The organism is Polyangium mundeleinium, assembly GCF_028369105.1.
Lineage (GTDB): Bacteria > Myxococcota_A > Polyangia > Polyangiales > Polyangiaceae > Polyangium > Polyangium mundeleinium.
Genome location: NZ_JAQNDO010000001.1, coordinates 1046127 through 1060779, shown reverse-complemented (window position 1 = coordinate 1060779; position 14653 = coordinate 1046127). Strand labels below are relative to the sequence as shown.

The 14653-nt window shown below is 67.0% G+C and carries 14 protein-coding genes; 8 read left to right on the top strand and 6 right to left on the bottom strand.

The window, feature by feature from the left end; genetic code table 11:
- Positions 1–129 precede the first annotated feature (129 nt).
- A complete protein-coding gene (locus POL67_RS04470; protein ID WP_271915789.1) occupies positions 130–1452 on the top strand; it encodes a glycoside hydrolase 5 family protein in 1323 nt (440 codons plus the stop codon).
- Positions 1453–1481: 29 nt separating this feature from the next.
- Entirely contained in the window at positions 1482–2828 is a 1347-nt protein-coding gene (locus POL67_RS04465; protein WP_271915788.1) for a PAS domain S-box protein, read from the top strand.
- A gap of 3 nt (positions 2829–2831) precedes the next feature.
- Here the strand turns inward: POL67_RS04465 and POL67_RS04460 are convergent, their stop codons facing one another.
- The 4 genes from POL67_RS04460 to POL67_RS04445 all read right to left on the bottom strand — a co-directional run bounded on the left by POL67_RS04460 (position 2832) and on the right by POL67_RS04445 (position 6252).
- The gene (locus tag POL67_RS04460; protein WP_271915787.1) at positions 2832–4052 is read right to left on the bottom strand and encodes a cyclase family protein; all 1221 of its coding nucleotides are present in this window, start codon (positions 4050–4052) and stop codon (positions 2832–2834) included.
- A gap of 162 nt (positions 4053–4214) precedes the next feature.
- The gene (locus tag POL67_RS04455) at positions 4215–4721 is read right to left on the bottom strand and encodes a hypothetical protein (protein WP_271915786.1); all 507 of its coding nucleotides are present in this window, start codon (positions 4719–4721) and stop codon (positions 4215–4217) included.
- Between the two features lie 79 nt (positions 4722–4800).
- Positions 4801–5772, bottom strand: coding sequence for a D-2-hydroxyacid dehydrogenase (locus POL67_RS04450; RefSeq protein ID WP_271915785.1), 972 nt, complete (start codon positions 5770–5772; stop codon positions 4801–4803).
- Between the two features lie 9 nt (positions 5773–5781).
- Positions 5782–6252 carry a M50 family metallopeptidase gene (locus POL67_RS04445; RefSeq protein WP_271915784.1) on the bottom strand — a complete coding sequence of 157 codons (471 nt, stop codon included), beginning with the start codon at positions 6250–6252 and terminating at the stop codon, positions 5782–5784.
- A gap of 111 nt (positions 6253–6363) precedes the next feature.
- Between POL67_RS04445 and POL67_RS04440 the strand changes: the two genes are divergently transcribed.
- From POL67_RS04440 to POL67_RS04425, 4 genes are read left to right on the top strand one after another with little or no spacing between them, the layout of a single operon-like run.
- Positions 6364–6807, top strand: coding sequence for a GFA family protein (locus POL67_RS04440; RefSeq protein ID WP_271915783.1), 444 nt, complete (start codon positions 6364–6366; stop codon positions 6805–6807).
- A 52-nt stretch (positions 6808–6859) separates the two neighbouring features.
- Positions 6860–8587, top strand: a complete 1728-nt coding sequence (locus tag POL67_RS04435; protein WP_271915782.1) for a MutS-related protein — start codon at positions 6860–6862, stop codon at positions 8585–8587.
- A gap of 1 nt (position 8588) precedes the next feature.
- A complete protein-coding gene (locus POL67_RS04430; protein ID WP_271915781.1) occupies positions 8589–9551 on the top strand; it encodes a hypothetical protein in 963 nt (320 codons plus the stop codon).
- A 25-nt stretch (positions 9552–9576) separates the two neighbouring features.
- The gene (locus POL67_RS04425; RefSeq protein WP_271915780.1) at positions 9577–10086 is read left to right on the top strand and encodes a hypothetical protein; all 510 of its coding nucleotides are present in this window, start codon (positions 9577–9579) and stop codon (positions 10084–10086) included.
- A 13-nt stretch (positions 10087–10099) separates the two neighbouring features.
- Here POL67_RS04425 and POL67_RS04420 read toward each other — a convergent pair whose 3' ends face one another.
- Positions 10100–10933 (bottom strand): SDR family oxidoreductase, encoded by an 834-nt coding sequence (locus tag POL67_RS04420; RefSeq protein ID WP_271915779.1) that lies wholly within the window; start codon positions 10931–10933, stop codon positions 10100–10102.
- Between the two features lie 75 nt (positions 10934–11008).
- On the opposite strand from POL67_RS04420, the gene POL67_RS04415 reads away from it, so the two are divergent.
- Both POL67_RS04415 and POL67_RS04410 read left to right on the top strand, forming a co-directional pair.
- Positions 11009–11953 carry a LysR family transcriptional regulator gene (locus tag POL67_RS04415; RefSeq protein ID WP_271915778.1) on the top strand — a complete coding sequence of 315 codons (945 nt, stop codon included), beginning with the start codon at positions 11009–11011 and terminating at the stop codon, positions 11951–11953.
- Complete coding sequence (locus tag POL67_RS04410) at positions 11950–12696, top strand: hypothetical protein (RefSeq protein WP_271915777.1); 747 nt, start codon at positions 11950–11952, stop codon at positions 12694–12696. Before POL67_RS04415 ends, POL67_RS04410 begins: the two co-directional genes overlap by 4 nt.
- A gap of 33 nt (positions 12697–12729) precedes the next feature.
- Here POL67_RS04410 and POL67_RS04405 read toward each other — a convergent pair whose 3' ends face one another.
- Positions 12730–14613, bottom strand: coding sequence for a hypothetical protein (locus POL67_RS04405; RefSeq protein ID WP_271915776.1), 1884 nt, complete (start codon positions 14611–14613; stop codon positions 12730–12732).
- Positions 14614–14653: the final 40 nt, after the last annotated feature.

The following is a 14653-nucleotide window of genomic DNA, read 5'->3' as shown; positions in this document are numbered from 1 at the left end:
CGGGTTCCGTGATATGCCCGTCATGCCCAAGAGAGCGCGATCCTATCTTTTCATCCGCGTTCGCCTCTTCCACCACAGGCACGCTCGACGACGGCCGCTTCCGTATCATCTTGAACAGGGGGCGGATTCATGAGGTACGTTTGGCCGATGTTCGCCTGCGCCATCACGCTGCACGCGGAGATCACGTCGGCCTCGGGCTTCGTACGCGCCGCCGGGGGCCGCTTCCAGCGCGATGGGAAGCCCTACACGTTTCTCGGAGCGAATTTCTGGTATGGCATGAACCTCGGCGCCGAGGGACCTTCGGGAAACCGGGAAAGGCTCTCGCGGGAGCTCGATCGCCTCGCGGCCCTCGGGGTAACGAACCTGCGTATCCTCGCGGCCACCGAAGGCCCGGAGTCCGCGCCCTGGCGGATCCTCCCCGTGCTCCAGCCCTCCCCGCGTGAATACCGCGAAGAGATCCTCCTCGGCCTGGATTTTCTGTTGAAGGAGATGAAAACACGCGGCATGATCGCCGTGGTTTGCCTGAACAATTTTTGGCCCTGGTCCGGCGGCATGGCGCAATACCTGCGCTGGAGCGGCGCGGGGCCGATTCCTTATCCCCCGCCCGAGCCCGGGGGGAGCTGGGGCACCTATCAGGCCTATACCGAGGCCTTTTATTCGAATCCGGCCGCCGTCGAGGCATCCCACGATCTCATACGGCTGCTGCTGAACCGGACAAACCGATACACCGGCATGCGGTACGCGGACGACCCGACGATCATGGCCTGGGAGCTCGCGAACGAGCCTCGGGGTGGGGCGAACGTCGAGGCGTTCCACCGATGGATCGAGCGCACGGCGGGGCTCTTGAAATCGCTCGATGCCCAGCACCTCGTGACCACCGGCTCCGAGGGTGAGACGCCCTGGCCTCGCGCGAGCGGCCTCAACGTCGTCAAGAACCACCAGTTCCCCTCGATTGATTACGTCACGGCGCACGTCTGGCCACAAAACTGGGGTTGGTACGATCCGGCGCGGCCCCTGGAGACCTACGAGGTGGCCGTGCGTGAAATGCAATCCTATATCCAGCGGCACATCGAAAAAGCGCGTATCCTGGGAAAACCCCTCGTGGTCGAGGAGTTCGGGTTCCCGCGCGACGCCGGCAGCCACGAGCCCGGCGCGACCACGGCCGCGCGTGATCGATATTATCGCGCCGTCTTCGACGTGGTGCTCGACGCCGTGCGCGCGGGCGCGCCCGTGGGCGGGGTCAATGTTTGGGCCTGGTCGGGCGAAGGCCGTCCGCGCATGTCCGGCGGCCATTGGCAAAGGAACGACCCGTTCACCGGCGATCCGCCGCACGAAGCGCAAGGCTGGTACGGCGTCTACGACACGGACCATTCGACCCTGCGTGTGATCGCGGACTATGCGCGTAGAATCGCCTTGGGCTCGGGGCGATTGCTCGACGCGTCAACCCCATGACGCACAACGACGAACCAACGTGAGCCGCCATGCGAAAGCTCTTGATGTATGGCCTGTCAATGCGGTACATTCGTAACAGCGGCCACCCGCCGCAACACGCCAACGAGCGAGGGTTGGACTTGAACGAGCACCTCACGGAGACTCACCGGGACCAGGACCGGGAGACGCTTCTTGCCCGCATCGACGTGCTGGAGCGCGAAAATGTGGCACTGCGACGAACCGCCCAGGAGGCGCAGCGGATCTTCGACGGCTCGTGCGATTTTCTGCAACGCTTCGACCTCGCTGGCAACTTCCTCTACATCTCCGCCGCCTGCCGCTCCGTCCTCGGCTACGAGCCCGACGAGATGATCGGAAAGGCCTCGTTCGAGTTCCTTCACCCGGACGACGTCGAGCCCACGAAGAAGGAGCAACAGGTCCTGCTCGCGGGCGGCCCGACATCCCGGATCGAGCTGCGGCTGCGGCGCAAGGACGGCGTGTACGTATGGATGGAGTGCCGCCCCGTGCTCATTCGGGGCCCGCACGGCGAGCCCCTCGAGTTCGTGGTGACCGCGCGCGAGGTGACCGAGCGCAAGCGCATGGAGGACCAGCTCCGCGCGAGCGAGGAGCGGTTCCGCGCGCTGCTCACGGGCCTGCACGTGGGCGTGGTCATGCAGGAACCGAGCGGGAAAAACGTCCTCTTCAACCCGCATGCGCTCACGTTGCTCGGCGTGACCGAGGATCAGCTTTTGGGTCGGACCTCGTTCGATCCCCGCTGGGGCGCGGTGTACGAAGATGGCTCGCCGTGCCCGGGCGAGGTGCATCCGATCTCCGTCGCGCTGCGGACGGCCAAACCCGTGCGTGATTTCGTGCATGGGATCGACCGGCCTGCGCTGGGCGATCGCGTGTGGCTCCTGGTGAGCGCGGCGCCGCAGCTCGACGAGCATGGCGTGGTGACAGGCGCCATCGCGACCTTCACGGACATCACGGCGCGCAAGGAGGCCGAGGATCTGGTGCGGTCGCAAGCCCGGATGCTCGAAGAGATGTCGACGCCGCTCGTGCCCATCCGCGACGATATCGTGGCGATGCCGCTCATCGGCACCGTGGACGCGCGGCGCGCCGATCTTGTGCTCGACACGCTGCTCACGGGTATCGCGCAGCGGGGCGCGCGCGTGGCAATCCTGGACATCACGGGCGTGAGCGTGGTCGATTCGCACGTGGCGACCACGCTGGTTCGCGCGGCGCAGGCGGCGCGTCTCCTGGGCGCGCAGGTGGTGCTGACGGGCATCCGCGGGAGCGTGGCGCAGACGCTCGTCGATCTCGGCGTGGATCTGTCGGGGCTGGTGACGCGAGGCACGCTGCAAGGCGGAATCGACTGGGCGTTCTCGCGCCGCTCGTAACGATTACTTGTTCTTTTTGCGCCCGCCGATCGCGGCGGGGGCATTTCCGGCGCACGTCGCGCCGGCGAGGTTGTAAGGCGTGTCGAAGAACATGAACTCGTAAACCCTGTCCGCGGCGAGCGCCGCGGAATTGAAACCCTCGCCGAGCCGAATGCCGTTCGCCACCATGAGCACCTGGTGCCCCTCGGCGAGGGCGGTGGCCCGCGGGCCGGGGAACACCTCCATGGCGTAGGTATCCGAGGCGACGATGGCCGGACGGAATTGCGCGAGCCAATGGCATTCGGCGATCCACGGGCCGGGCGCAGCGCCGAGGTACGTGGGCCAGAGCGCCTCGTTTGCCCAGTAATGGCTCCAGCCCGTGCGGATGATGACCACGTCGCCGGGCTCGATGCAATCGAGGTCCTCCCAATCCATTGTCGCTTTGAGGTCGGCGATGGTGATGCGATATCCGGGCGCGAGGGATTTTCCGTTTGGCGCGATCGCGCTCGTGTGCCCGACCGCGCGCTTGTAGCCGAGCACGTCGAGGAGCAGGCCCCGCGTGATGATCGGCCCGATGTTCTGGATCCCGAGCGATTGCGTGCCCCCGAGAATGCTGCCCGGCCCGTAGTTCGCGGCCTCGGAGTCAGCGCGGGCGAGGGCCTGCCGGTCGAGCGGGTCGAGGATGTCGGGGCGCGGCGTGATTTGCTCGAAGCGGTGGCCGCCGTAGAACCAGCCGCCGAAGCTTGGATGACCAAAATCATCGACCTGAGTCGCCTGCTGGAACGTGAAGGCCTCGAACCGCTCGTCCTGGTAGAAGAACTCGTTTTCCCCGACCGGCCCGTACGCGGCGATCCAGTAATCGGCGCGGCGCGGCGGGTCGTGCGGGAAGGCCGGGCTCCCCGCGCGCATGGGCTCGCCCAGCGAATACACCTTCGCGTCTCCGCGCGCCCCGAGCTTCAGCGCATCCTTGCGCTTCGCCTCGTTGATCTCGACCAGCGTGCCGACGGTGTCACCCCATACGTCGAGATCATCCCAGCGTGAAAAGATCCAATCGAGAGTGACGGGGGCATCGGTAAAAGGCCCGTTCGGGGGCACGGGGCAAGGCGGGCTCGCGAGGGCGTGCCTCGGGATCATCTGCGCGAGGACGGAGGCGCCCGCTGCGCCCGCCGCGCCGCCGAGGAAATCACGACGGCTCACCTGCGCCTTGTCGCCCTGGGCCGCGAACACGTGCTTCAAGAAACGCATAAGCGTTCTCCTTTCGTGCAGCGCAGCCGCAGTCTCGTGGCTGCGCCAATCGAGCGTCCAGCGGATCGAACGGCAATGACCGTTCATGATTCACCAAACACGACGCAGCCGGAATTTGCAAGAACTTTCGTGAGGCCCGCGACGACGCGCGGGCCTCGTGGATCAGGCGGGCGGGAGCAATGCGAGCAGCGCTCGCGCGCCGACCTTCTTGTCGACGACCAGCACGCTCCGAACCATTTTTGCACTGCCGAACAGCGCCTGCCCCAGCGCCTCGCCTGAAATTTCGAGCCGGCATGCGAGGAGGCGCTGCGGGTAGTGGGAAAGGAGGGCGTCGCAATCTCGATAAAATCGCTCACTGCCGTCGTTCGCGAGGAACAGGATCCGCGACACGCGGGCGTTCTGAGGGCTGTCAGGGGTTTTCTGGTTCAGCGCGTCGAGGCCCTTTTGCTCACTGGCGAGCCTCTCGCCGATCAGCTCCAGGCCCTGGCAGGCGTGCCCGGCGGCGAGCGCGCCTCGGAGCTCTGCGGCAAGCGCGTCGGTCATCGGGAGCGTTGCGACCTGACTCCGACCGCGCTCCCAAAGCAAACCCGCGTGCGTGGAGAGGAGGCGCACAAGCGCATCGTGACGTGGATCGGCGACGACATCCTTCGGCAGCTTGAGGGCGGACATGGCTCGGGCAGGTCTAGCAGAACCTCGGCTCCCGGGCGAAGGGCAACGGTTTGGGAGGACGACGCGGAGAGGATCCGACTCACAACACGCGATCGAGGAGCGCCTCTCCCCGTTCGAACCGCCGCAGGTTGTCCAGGAAATGCCGCACGAGCGCGAGGTGCTCCCCGCGCCGCCCGCCCGCCGCGTGCGGCGTGAGGAAGCAATTCGGCGCCGACCACAGGGGATGGTCCGCCGGCAACGGCTCGACCTCGGTCACGTCGAGATAGGCGCCCCCGAGCCGCCCGCTTTGCAGCGCATCCAGCAATGCGCTCTGATCCACCGTCGTTCCTCGCCCCACGTTGTACACGAATGCCCCCTCGCGCATCCGCGCGAGCCGCGCACGATCGAGAAAGCCGCGCGTCCTCTCGTTTTCCGGCAACACGTTCACCACGTGGTCCGCCTCGCCCAGCGCACGATCGATGTCCCCTTCGTGCACCACCGTCACGTGGGCGTCTCCCTCTGCGCGTCGCCGAACCGCCAGAAGCCGCACTTCGAAAGGCGCGAGCAGCTCCGCGAGCCGGCGTCCAATGGCCCCGTATCCGAGGAGCAACACGGTCTGTCCGCGCAGCAGAATCGACCGCTCGCGCCGCAGCGTGCTCTCCCAGGCGCGCGTCGTTCGTTGCACGTCGAGCGACTCGGGCAGCCGCCGCGCCATGGACAGCATCATGGCCAGCACATGCTCGGCGCACGGATCGGCGTAGACGGTCGAGCTCGTCGTCAGAGCGATTCCCTTGGAGATGAGCGCCGCGCGAATCGCGTCGCCGTCATAACGGGTATACCCCGCGCTGGTCAGGTGGACCCAGCGAAGGCGCGACGAACCGAGGAGCCCGTCCACGGCCGGCTGGCCGAACGCGACGTCGGCCGTGAGCAGCGCGGGGTCGGGCGCTCCGCTCGCCAGATTGGAGGACGTCCTCGCGGAACCGAACACCAGAGAATGACCGGCCACACCCTCCGAAAGCGCGCAGAGCGCCTCTTCCGGGAAGGTCGTGTCACAGAAGATGGTCAGCTTCATCCGGGATACCTATCGCCGAAACAGCCGCCAAGCCTCGGCTCCGTCGAACGGCGGCGTGGGAATCAGGTTCAGGGCGATCAACACCAGGTTCGTCCTCGTGAGGGTCGACGCGAGGTCCCCGCCGAAGCCCCCCGAGGGCAGGATGCTCGACCAGAGAGGCGCCGTGAGCAGCACCGCGAGCTGCGCGAGGACGCCGCCCCATGCGACGATCGCGCGCTGCTTCATGGTGACCTCGCCGGTCCAATCGCAAGACCCGCCGGCCGCGTGAACGTCGATCGAGAAGACGTGGCCCCCGACCGCACCGGCGAGCACCGCGTGACCGAGCTCGTGCACGAGGACGAGGACCAAGAATCCGAGCCATGCGCCCGGCGCAAAGCTGAACCCACAAAGCACGAACGCGCCGAGCGGCATGCTCCAGTGGACGCGAATCGGTGCCCGCCTGAAGTGGCCGATCACGAGGTAGCCGTCACGAACGCGCATTGCCATCTCCGCGGAGGAGTGTCCCTCGGGCGGCGAGATACGTCAACCGGCACGCGCCGCGCCGAGCGCCTCGACTTCGCCGACGGACGTTGCTACGAGCTCAGGACCGCGATGCAGATCCATGGTCAATGCCACTGTGCAAACATCTCGTTCACGCTCGACTGGAAGCCGGAGCCCTCCGAGATTCCCGCGCGCGCCTGCACTTGCTCGTTCTGTACCAAGCATGGCGGCGTCTGGACCTCCTGCCCCACCGGCTCGCTCCGCGTGCGCGTGAACGAGCCCTCCCGTGTGGCGAAGTATGCATTCGGCACGAAAACCGCTGATTTCCACGTCTGCGCGAAGTGTGGCATCACGCCGGTGGTCACCTGCCGCATCGACGGTCGCCTCTACGCCGTCGTCAATGTCAACACGTTCGAAGGCGTCGATCCGACGCTCCTCCGGCGCGGCGCCGCGAAGTTGGACCAGGAAAACGAGGACGCCCGGCTCGCGCGTCGCAAGCGGAACTGGATCGCCCAGGTGGAGTACGAGGAGGCCACGCCGAGCGACGCGCCCTGATACGTTCGAGGTACGCTCGGCGGGCTTGTCGCCGCGGGAACTTTCGGCGACCATGCGGTCTCTCTCGCAGAACGCCCTCGTCCACACGCCGCCCATGAAGCCCTCTCCACCTTCCCCCGACTCCGCGCCGGCTCACGAAATCTTGAGCCTGCTCCACCCCGATCCGATCGCGCGGCCCGACCTCGAAGAGATGCGCCAGGCCCTCTCGTTCGCATTCGCGAGCGGCGTCTCCGGCGGGCTCTTCAGCCAGGCACTCGAACGGGCGCCGCTCGCGCCGTCCACATGGGATCCGAAGAGCTTTGCGCCGGACCTGTTCCTGGAGGAGTTCGTCGCCCGCGGATTCCGCGTGCGAACGGGCGGTGAGCGCGACGCGGTCGTGAACCGGGCATTCATCCTCCGCGTCCTCGCGCATCCGCCGACCGACCCCCGCGTGGCCGATTTCCGGCGGGAAATCCTGCGCGAGCTCTCCAGTTCGACCGTCTTTCGCCGCCAGTTCGAGGAGCTTTACACGCTCGCCTGCCGCCTGCGCGCGGCGCTCGAGGGCGCGACGGCGGGAAAGAAATTCGACGCGACGCGACGGCAACTCGACGTGCTCGTACTCGTCAAAGAGGCATTCGATCGGATGAGCGAATCCTTCGACGGCGCGAAATCCGGCCTCTCGGGCCTGCGTGAATTCGGCGCGTCGGTCCGCGAGACCGAGGGCTATCGCTCGATGGTCGATCTGCTCGACTACGACGAGCACCTCGCCACGCTTGGCGTCACCATCCGTGTCGGCGCCGACGGACGCGTGCGCGGGTTCGAGGTCCGAAACCTCCGCGAGCGTCAAGACAACCCCTTCGTCCTCTCGCCGGCGCGAAGGTGGCTCGCCAGGATCGAGATGTTTTTCCGTGGCTATCGCTTCAGCGACGGCGAAGTCATGGCGCGCCTGCTCGACGCGGTCTTCGAGGGCATCGAGGCGCACGTCCTCCGGTTCATTCCGCTCCTCGGCGAGATGGAAGTGTACCTCGGGGCGCTCGGCTTTCGGGATCTCGCGGAGGCCGCGGGCCTTGAAGTGTGCTTGCCCGAGATTCGCCCGGCCGTGGAGGGTACGGACGAACAGCCGCGCAAGCTGATCGGCCTCTTCAATCCGCTCCTCGTCGCGAGTGGCGTCCGCGCCGTGCCTTGTGATCTCGTGTCGGATCGGACGAACGCGACCGTTCTCATCACCGGGCCGAACTCCGGCGGCAAAACGAGGCTCTTGCAATCGGTCGCGCTGGCGCAACTCCTCGCGCAAGGGGGGATGTTCGTGCCCGCGCGCGAGGCGAGCCTCGTGCGGGTCCCCGGGCTCGTCGTATCGCTGATCCAGGAGACGCGGGTGGATCAGAGCGAGGGGCGGCTCGGAATGGAGCTCGTACGCATCCGCGCGCTCTTCGAAATGCTCGGCCCCGGCGCGATGGTCATGCTCGACGAGTTGTGTTCCGGGACGAACCCTTCCGAGGGCGAGGAGATTTTCGAGCTCGTGATCACGCTCCTCGCGAAGCTGCGGCCGCAGGCGTTCATCACCACCCATTTCTTGACGTTCGCGGCGCGGCTCGCGCGGGAGAATTCGATTGCGGGCCTCCGATTCATCCAGGTGGGGCTCGATGCGGCGCACCGGCCGACGTATCAGTTCGTCGCGGGCGTGGCCACGACGTCGCTCGCGTCGCACGCAGCGGCGCGGCTCGGCGTGAGCCGCGACGAGCTGGAAGGGCTCATCGATCGAAACATGCGCGCGCCGGCCGCGCGGGCGCGGGAGAGCTGACGTGGCGACATTTCTGGTGACGCCACGCATGAATCCGGCGCTCCGCGCGCGTGTGGAGCGTGCCGTCAGCCCCAAAGCACGCGCGCGCCATCATGCGGCGAGCGTCGGCATGGCCTCGCCCTTCGCGAGCCGCGAGGGATTCCGGCCGGCCAAGCTCCTGCCGCTGCTCGCGCTCGTGGTCATCGGGGGGCTTTTTGCGGCCATGACGATCCACGAGCGGCGGGAGCTGGAAGCGGATCGAACCGCGCTCCTCGCCGAAATCGACGGGCTGCGGCCGGGGCTGCCGGCGGGGCACGAAACACTCGTTCCGGACACGGAGCGTTTGCTCGTGGAGGCCGCGGCGGAGGCAGAGCCGCCGGAGATCATCGATCCGGCGCTGCGCGTGGCGGGCGCGCTCGACGCGACCTTGCGCCGGCCTGCGCTATATGTGCGTGCGCCGGCAGCCGAGCTCCGCGACGTGCACGGCATCGACGATGCGGCGCGCGGGTCGGTCAAGGACGCATTCCTCGTTTGCTTGACGTACCCGCCCGCGTCGACATCGGAGCGTGATCTTCTCGCGAAGGTGCGGGGCGTGTACTTCGCCGGGGCGAAAGTCGACAACGAGACGGCAAACGTGCGGCGGCTCGCGGAACTGCGCGTGGGCCTCGCGGTGCTCGCGCCGGCATTCGAGAGCTCGGTGCGGACCGCGCAAGATCGCAATGTGCTGAAGAGGATGCGAAAAGACCTTCAGAAGGCGCCGGTGGATCTCGCGAAAAAGGCGGCCTCCGCGGAGCTCATGCTGGTCGTCGCGGACACCCCGGCTGGGGCACGCGTGACGCTCTTTGATCTGGCCGCGAAAAAGCCGCTCCTGCGAGTACTTAGGCGACACGAGGAGCTCTCTTTGACTTCGCTGGGCGCGTCCCACCGCGAAGAGCTCGAAGCGTGCAGCTTGGCGGTCGCGGTGCGGCGCGCCGTGGCGGAGTGAAGCTCGCACGGGAAGGGAATAGGCCATGCCCGTCTTCATCAGCCGGCGCATCACTACGGAGAAACAGGGCAGCGTCGAGCGCCCCTATGCTTGTGCGGGTTGCAGCTACCGTGCGGAGGTCCGTATCGTCGCCGCTGCGCGCGGCCAGGCGGATGGCTCGATTGTGCTCCCTGCAAGCCAGATACGAGCCGAGAGCGAGGAGCGTGCGGATGCGGCGCTCGCGGACGAAATACAGGCTCTGTACGACCTCATCCCATGCCCGCGCTGCGGCGCCCGGTCCGATAATGCGGCCCTGTACAGGCAAAACACCGTACTCATCGTGATCGGATGGATCTTCGCGGGTCTCGTGATGGCGCTCGTTGCATACTTTCCGGCTGCATCGGCCTCGCCGGGATCGGACCCACCCATCGTTGGGCCGATCGTCTGGACGATCGCCGGGCTCGCGCTGGCCGGAGTGTCGTGGCATCGGCGCAAACAACGCATCGAGCGTATCGCTCGCGCGGTTGAATTCCTCCCCGACGACGAGAGCTCGTAGACCTGCGCCCGCCTCAAATCTTGGGCGAGAACCGCGACCGCATCATCTCGATGTACGCCTCCTCCGAGGTTTGTCGCCGCGCTTCGACGAGCGGCGCGATATCCTTCGTGGCGAGATACCGCAGCCGGTCGGTACCGTCGGTCGCGGCTTCGAAGACGACACGCGCGACTTCTTCCGATGTGGCGAGGCCGCGCGCCGCGCGGAGGTCCTCGAATACCTGGGCCGCGCCCTCGACAAACGGCGCGTAATCGGCGATCGGCGCCCTGTGGCCCGCCTCCTTGACGCTGCGCTCGCCGAAGCGCGTGCTCGTCACGCCGCCCGGCTCCACGATCTTCATCCGGATTCCGAGCGACAAAAGCTCGTACGAGAGCGCCTCCGAGAACCCTTCCAGCGCGAACTTGCTCGCGCAATACGCGGACAGCATCGGGAGCGTGAACACCCCCGCGCCCGAGCTCACGTTCAGCACGACGCCGGAGCGCTGCTTTCGCAGGGTCGGAAGGACGGCCCGCGTCACGTCCATCATCCCGAACACGTTGACCTCGAACTGCTCGAGGATCTTTTCGCGTGTTGTCTCTTCGAACACCCCGAAGAGACCAAAACCCGCATTGTTGACGAGGACATCGATCGAGCCGAACCGGGCGAGCGTCGAGGCCACTGCGGCGTCGATGCTCGCGCGCTCCTGCACATCGAGCCGCGTCACGCTCATCCGCTCCGACGCGCGAAGCTCCGCCTCCTGCTCCGGCGCGCGCATCGTCGCCACAACGTTCCAGCCTTCCGCGGCGAACACCTTCGCGATGTCACGACCAAACCCCGACGAACAACCCGTCACGAGAACCGTCTTGCTCATGCCCCCGATCTAATGCGTGCCGACCGACGAAACAATCCGTGCAATCTGGCATGGTCTGATGCAGACTTTGGAACAATGATCCGCGCCAGCTTGCTCGAGCTCGAAGCCGTGGTCGCCATCGCGAGCCAGAAGAGCTTCCGCGCCGCGGCCAGGCAACTCGACATATCGCCTTCCGCGTTGAGCCATGCGATCTCCGCGCTCGAACAGAGGCTCGGCGTCCGGCTGTTCCATCGCACGACGCGAAGCGTATCGCTCTCGGCGGCCGGCGAGCATTTCGTCAGGCGCCTGCAGCCGGCGCTCCGGGAAGTCTCGTCCACGCTCGACGAGGTGCACGAGCTGCGTGACACGCCGAGCGGCACGTTACGCATCAATACCTCGAAAGGCGCCGCGCAGATCGAGGTGCTTCCCATGATCCTCGAAATGCGACGCCGCCATCCTGACGTCCTCGTCGAGCTCGTCACGGAAGACCGCCTCGTTGACATCGTCGCCGAGGGCTTCGATGCAGGCGTGCGGCTCGCCGAGGCCGTGCCGCAGGACATGGTCGCGATCCCCTGCGGCGCGGACCTGAGCATGGCCGTGGTCGGCGCGCCGTCGTATTTCGCGTCCCGCCCGAAACCGACGAAGCCCAAGGATCTGCTCGACCACGAGTGCATCCGCCGCCGCATGGCGAGCGGCCAGGTCTACCGCTGGGAGCTCGAAAAGCGCGGTCGCGAAGTGGCCATCGACATCCGCGGCGCGCTGACGCTCGACAATGACGACCTCATTCTGCAAGCGGCCCTCGACGGCGCGGGCCTCGCGTTCGTGAGTGATCGCGCGACCGCCGCCGACGTCGAGGCGGGACGCCTCGTTCGCGTGCTCGCCGACTGGACGCCGCCGTTCCCCGGCCTCCGCCTGTTTCACCCGAGCCACCGGCTCGTCCGCGCGGCGCTGCGCGCGTTCATCGCGATCGTGCAAGAATCAACGCCCCGCGGGCACGGTCATGGTAAAGCAGGGAATCCCAACGAGCGTAGTGCATCATGATGACAAACTTCGTCCGGCCCCACCTCGCGCTTCTCGTCGCCTCTGCCATTACGCTCGCCGCATCCTCCACACGGGCCGAGGCCCCGCTGGGCGTCACGTCGCCCTCGGACGCAGAGGTCACGCGGCGCATCGCCTTCCTCCAGACGCGCCTCGATTCTGGCACCGCTGCGGCGAATCGATGGTGGTATGGCTGGTACACGGGGTGGAGCGCGCTGACCGTCGGACAGGGCGTCATTGCCGTCGCCGTCACCGATCCCGGCCTCCGCGCCGACGCCGCCGTGGGCGCGGTCGGTTCGTCCCTCGGCCTGATTCCTCTCGGACTCGTTCCCTTTCCCGCGCGTCATGCCGCCGCGGATCTACGAGCGATGCCCGAGTCGACGCCGGAGGAACGAAAGATCAAGCTCGCGCGCGGCGAGCGGCTGCTCCGCGAGAGCGCCGCGTCGGAGGTGCTCCGCCGCAAATGGTTCAATCACGTGCTCTGCGGCACGGTATCCACGAGCGTCGGCCTGGTGCTGGCGCTGGGGTATGGCAGGCCGGTGACGGGTGCGTTGAGCGCGACGATCGGTATCGCACTCAGCGAGGCGCAGATTTTCACGATGCCGACCGCGGCGATTGACGATTGGAACGAATACCGCAAGGAAGGTGGCGAGCATGCCGGGCGCGCGCGGCGGCCCGCGCCCAGTTTTTCGTGGTACGTCGCGCCGCTCGCGGGGGGCGGCGCGGTGGTGGGCGGCTCTTTTTGAGCCTGATCCCGCGATGATGATGGTCCGGACGATTCACTTTTGGGGGAGGGTGAACGACATCAGCAGCGATGCGACCGTCGCGTCGTGCGCAAGGGACAAATGGAGCCCCGGGCTGTCCTCCGCCGGGCGTGGAACGACACGTTTCGCCATGTCGTCGAAGAGCGCCTGTGCTTCGTCGCGCAAGCCGAAGCGTACGGCGAAATCGCCCAAGGCGAAGAGCCTCTGGGCGAGCGCGGAATCGTAGGAGGCGACGTCGCTCTCAGCGCCGAGGGTGGCGCGCGCGCACTCGATCCACGTGCGCAAAATGGCTCGACCAAGCTCGACGCTCGCCTCGGGGTGCCCCGATGCATGAAACGCGAGCAGCCGCTCGTAGGCCGGCTGGAGCTCTTCCCACACGTAGCCGTGCTCCGCGTGCCCCGTGGAAGGGTTCCGCCTCTGCGCTTGCTCCGAGAGCCACGCACGCAGTTCAGCGTGATGTTCGACCCATTCGATGTTTTCGGACAACACCGACGCGGCGCGCGTCTGGACCTGCCTCTTGTCGGTGTCGGGCCCGATCATACTGTGCGTGTTGTCGCCGGTCGGATCCCATTCGGCGATGTCGGCCGGCCCCGCGCGCAACCACCGGAGCACGAGGCCCACGCGTTTGCTCTCCGGCGCCGCGCGAAGCCCGGTTGCGGCGCGCAGGCGACAGAATGCTTCGGAGCTGAACGCCACCTTCCTGCCTTGCGAAAGCGGCGCGACCATCCTGTCGAAGAGGCGGTCCGCGTCGCCGGGGAGCACCCATCTCGCCTGCTCCCACAGCACGTGGCAACGACCATACGCGAACTTCAGCTCCAAAAGCTCGCCGTCGAGGTCGCGCATCCGCGCAGCAACGGCCTCGGCGGCGGGACGCGCTGGCGCAGGATCTCGGAGCCATTCCTCGTCCGGTCGGAACACCTTGCGCGCGGGCGAAGGCAGGCGCGTCCTGACGCTGGTACTGGCGTGCGGTGTCTCGAGGTCGAAAAGCGCGAACTGCGCGGTGACCGCCAGATCACGCGCGGCGCCGGGAATGCCCCGCGTGAGCGAAAATTCCCCCCGCGCCGCGATCACGCTTTCGAGGAGCTTGCGCGCATCGTCGGTCAGGCCGAGCTTGGTGCTGAAGACTCCCAGCGGCAACATGCGCTGGAGCACGATTTCGAGCGAGAGGGGGTCAGGCGGGCCCTGGAGCCGCCGCTGCATATCGGGAAGCCATGAGCGAAACAGGCCCTTGGCCTGGTCGTCGATGGCGTGCCACGGCGTCCGGCAGATGGCCGTGCCGAGATAGCTCATCACCTTGTCGTGCAGGATCCACGCCATGCGATCGTCCGTGGACGTCTGAAGCCGCCGGAAAAGCGCTTCCGCTTCGTGCAGGGGTATGCCGTCGCCCACGAGCATCGAGAGCGCCGCATATCGCACATACGATTTCGGCGGCGCTGGGCCGGACTCGCCGGGGGAGAACTGGTACGCGGACAGGCGCGCCTCGTCGAGCTCGGCGAGCCTCCGCAGATAGACGGTTTTTGCGTCCATCACGTCCCGCGTGCTTTGCAGGTCCCCCACGGCGCGGATGCGCCCTATGAGCCAACGCGAAAACACGACCGGCGTCTCGTCGAACGTCGCCGCGGAAGCCGCGTCGACGAGATCCAAGCGGCATCGAGGTTCGTCGCGCAGGTTGCTGACGTCGGGAAACAGCCATGGGAGTTTTTCGAGGATGTGCGCGCCGACGAGCGGCGTCGCGGCCTCGGACCGTTCGAGCTCCCGACGCACGAGCCGGAACATCTCGTCGGGCGTGGCGAAACCGACCTGGGGACAGGCGCCCGAGAGGCAAGGAGGAGGACGGCAGCACCCGAGCAGCGCCGTGCACGTCGCGAGGACAGCGAGGATCGAGGGAAAGGTTCGCACCGCAGGCAATCCTAGCATCCTGATGCGTGGCGGAATACTT

Coding starts and splice junctions, on each gene's coding strand:
- POL67_RS04470 (WP_271915789.1), top strand. CDS start 130: ATGAGGTACGTTTGGCCGATGTTCGCCTGCGCCATCACGCTGCACGCG.
- POL67_RS04465 (WP_271915788.1), top strand. CDS start 1,482: ATGCGAAAGCTCTTGATGTATGGCCTGTCAATGCGGTACATTCGTAAC.
- POL67_RS04460 (WP_271915787.1), bottom strand. CDS start 4,052: ATGCGTTTCTTGAAGCACGTGTTCGCGGCCCAGGGCGACAAGGCGCAG.
- POL67_RS04455 (WP_271915786.1), bottom strand. CDS start 4,721: ATGTCCGCCCTCAAGCTGCCGAAGGATGTCGTCGCCGATCCACGTCAC.
- POL67_RS04450 (WP_271915785.1), bottom strand. CDS start 5,772: ATGAAGCTGACCATCTTCTGTGACACGACCTTCCCGGAAGAGGCGCTC.
- POL67_RS04445 (WP_271915784.1), bottom strand. CDS start 6,252: ATGCGCGTTCGTGACGGCTACCTCGTGATCGGCCACTTCAGGCGGGCA.
- POL67_RS04440 (WP_271915783.1), top strand. CDS start 6,364: ATGCAGATCCATGGTCAATGCCACTGTGCAAACATCTCGTTCACGCTC.
- POL67_RS04435 (WP_271915782.1), top strand. CDS start 6,860: ATGCGGTCTCTCTCGCAGAACGCCCTCGTCCACACGCCGCCCATGAAG.
- POL67_RS04425 (WP_271915780.1), top strand. CDS start 9,577: ATGCCCGTCTTCATCAGCCGGCGCATCACTACGGAGAAACAGGGCAGC.
- POL67_RS04420 (WP_271915779.1), bottom strand. CDS start 10,933: ATGAGCAAGACGGTTCTCGTGACGGGTTGTTCGTCGGGGTTTGGTCGT.
- POL67_RS04415 (WP_271915778.1), top strand. CDS start 11,009: ATGATCCGCGCCAGCTTGCTCGAGCTCGAAGCCGTGGTCGCCATCGCG.
- POL67_RS04410 (WP_271915777.1), top strand. CDS start 11,950: ATGATGACAAACTTCGTCCGGCCCCACCTCGCGCTTCTCGTCGCCTCT.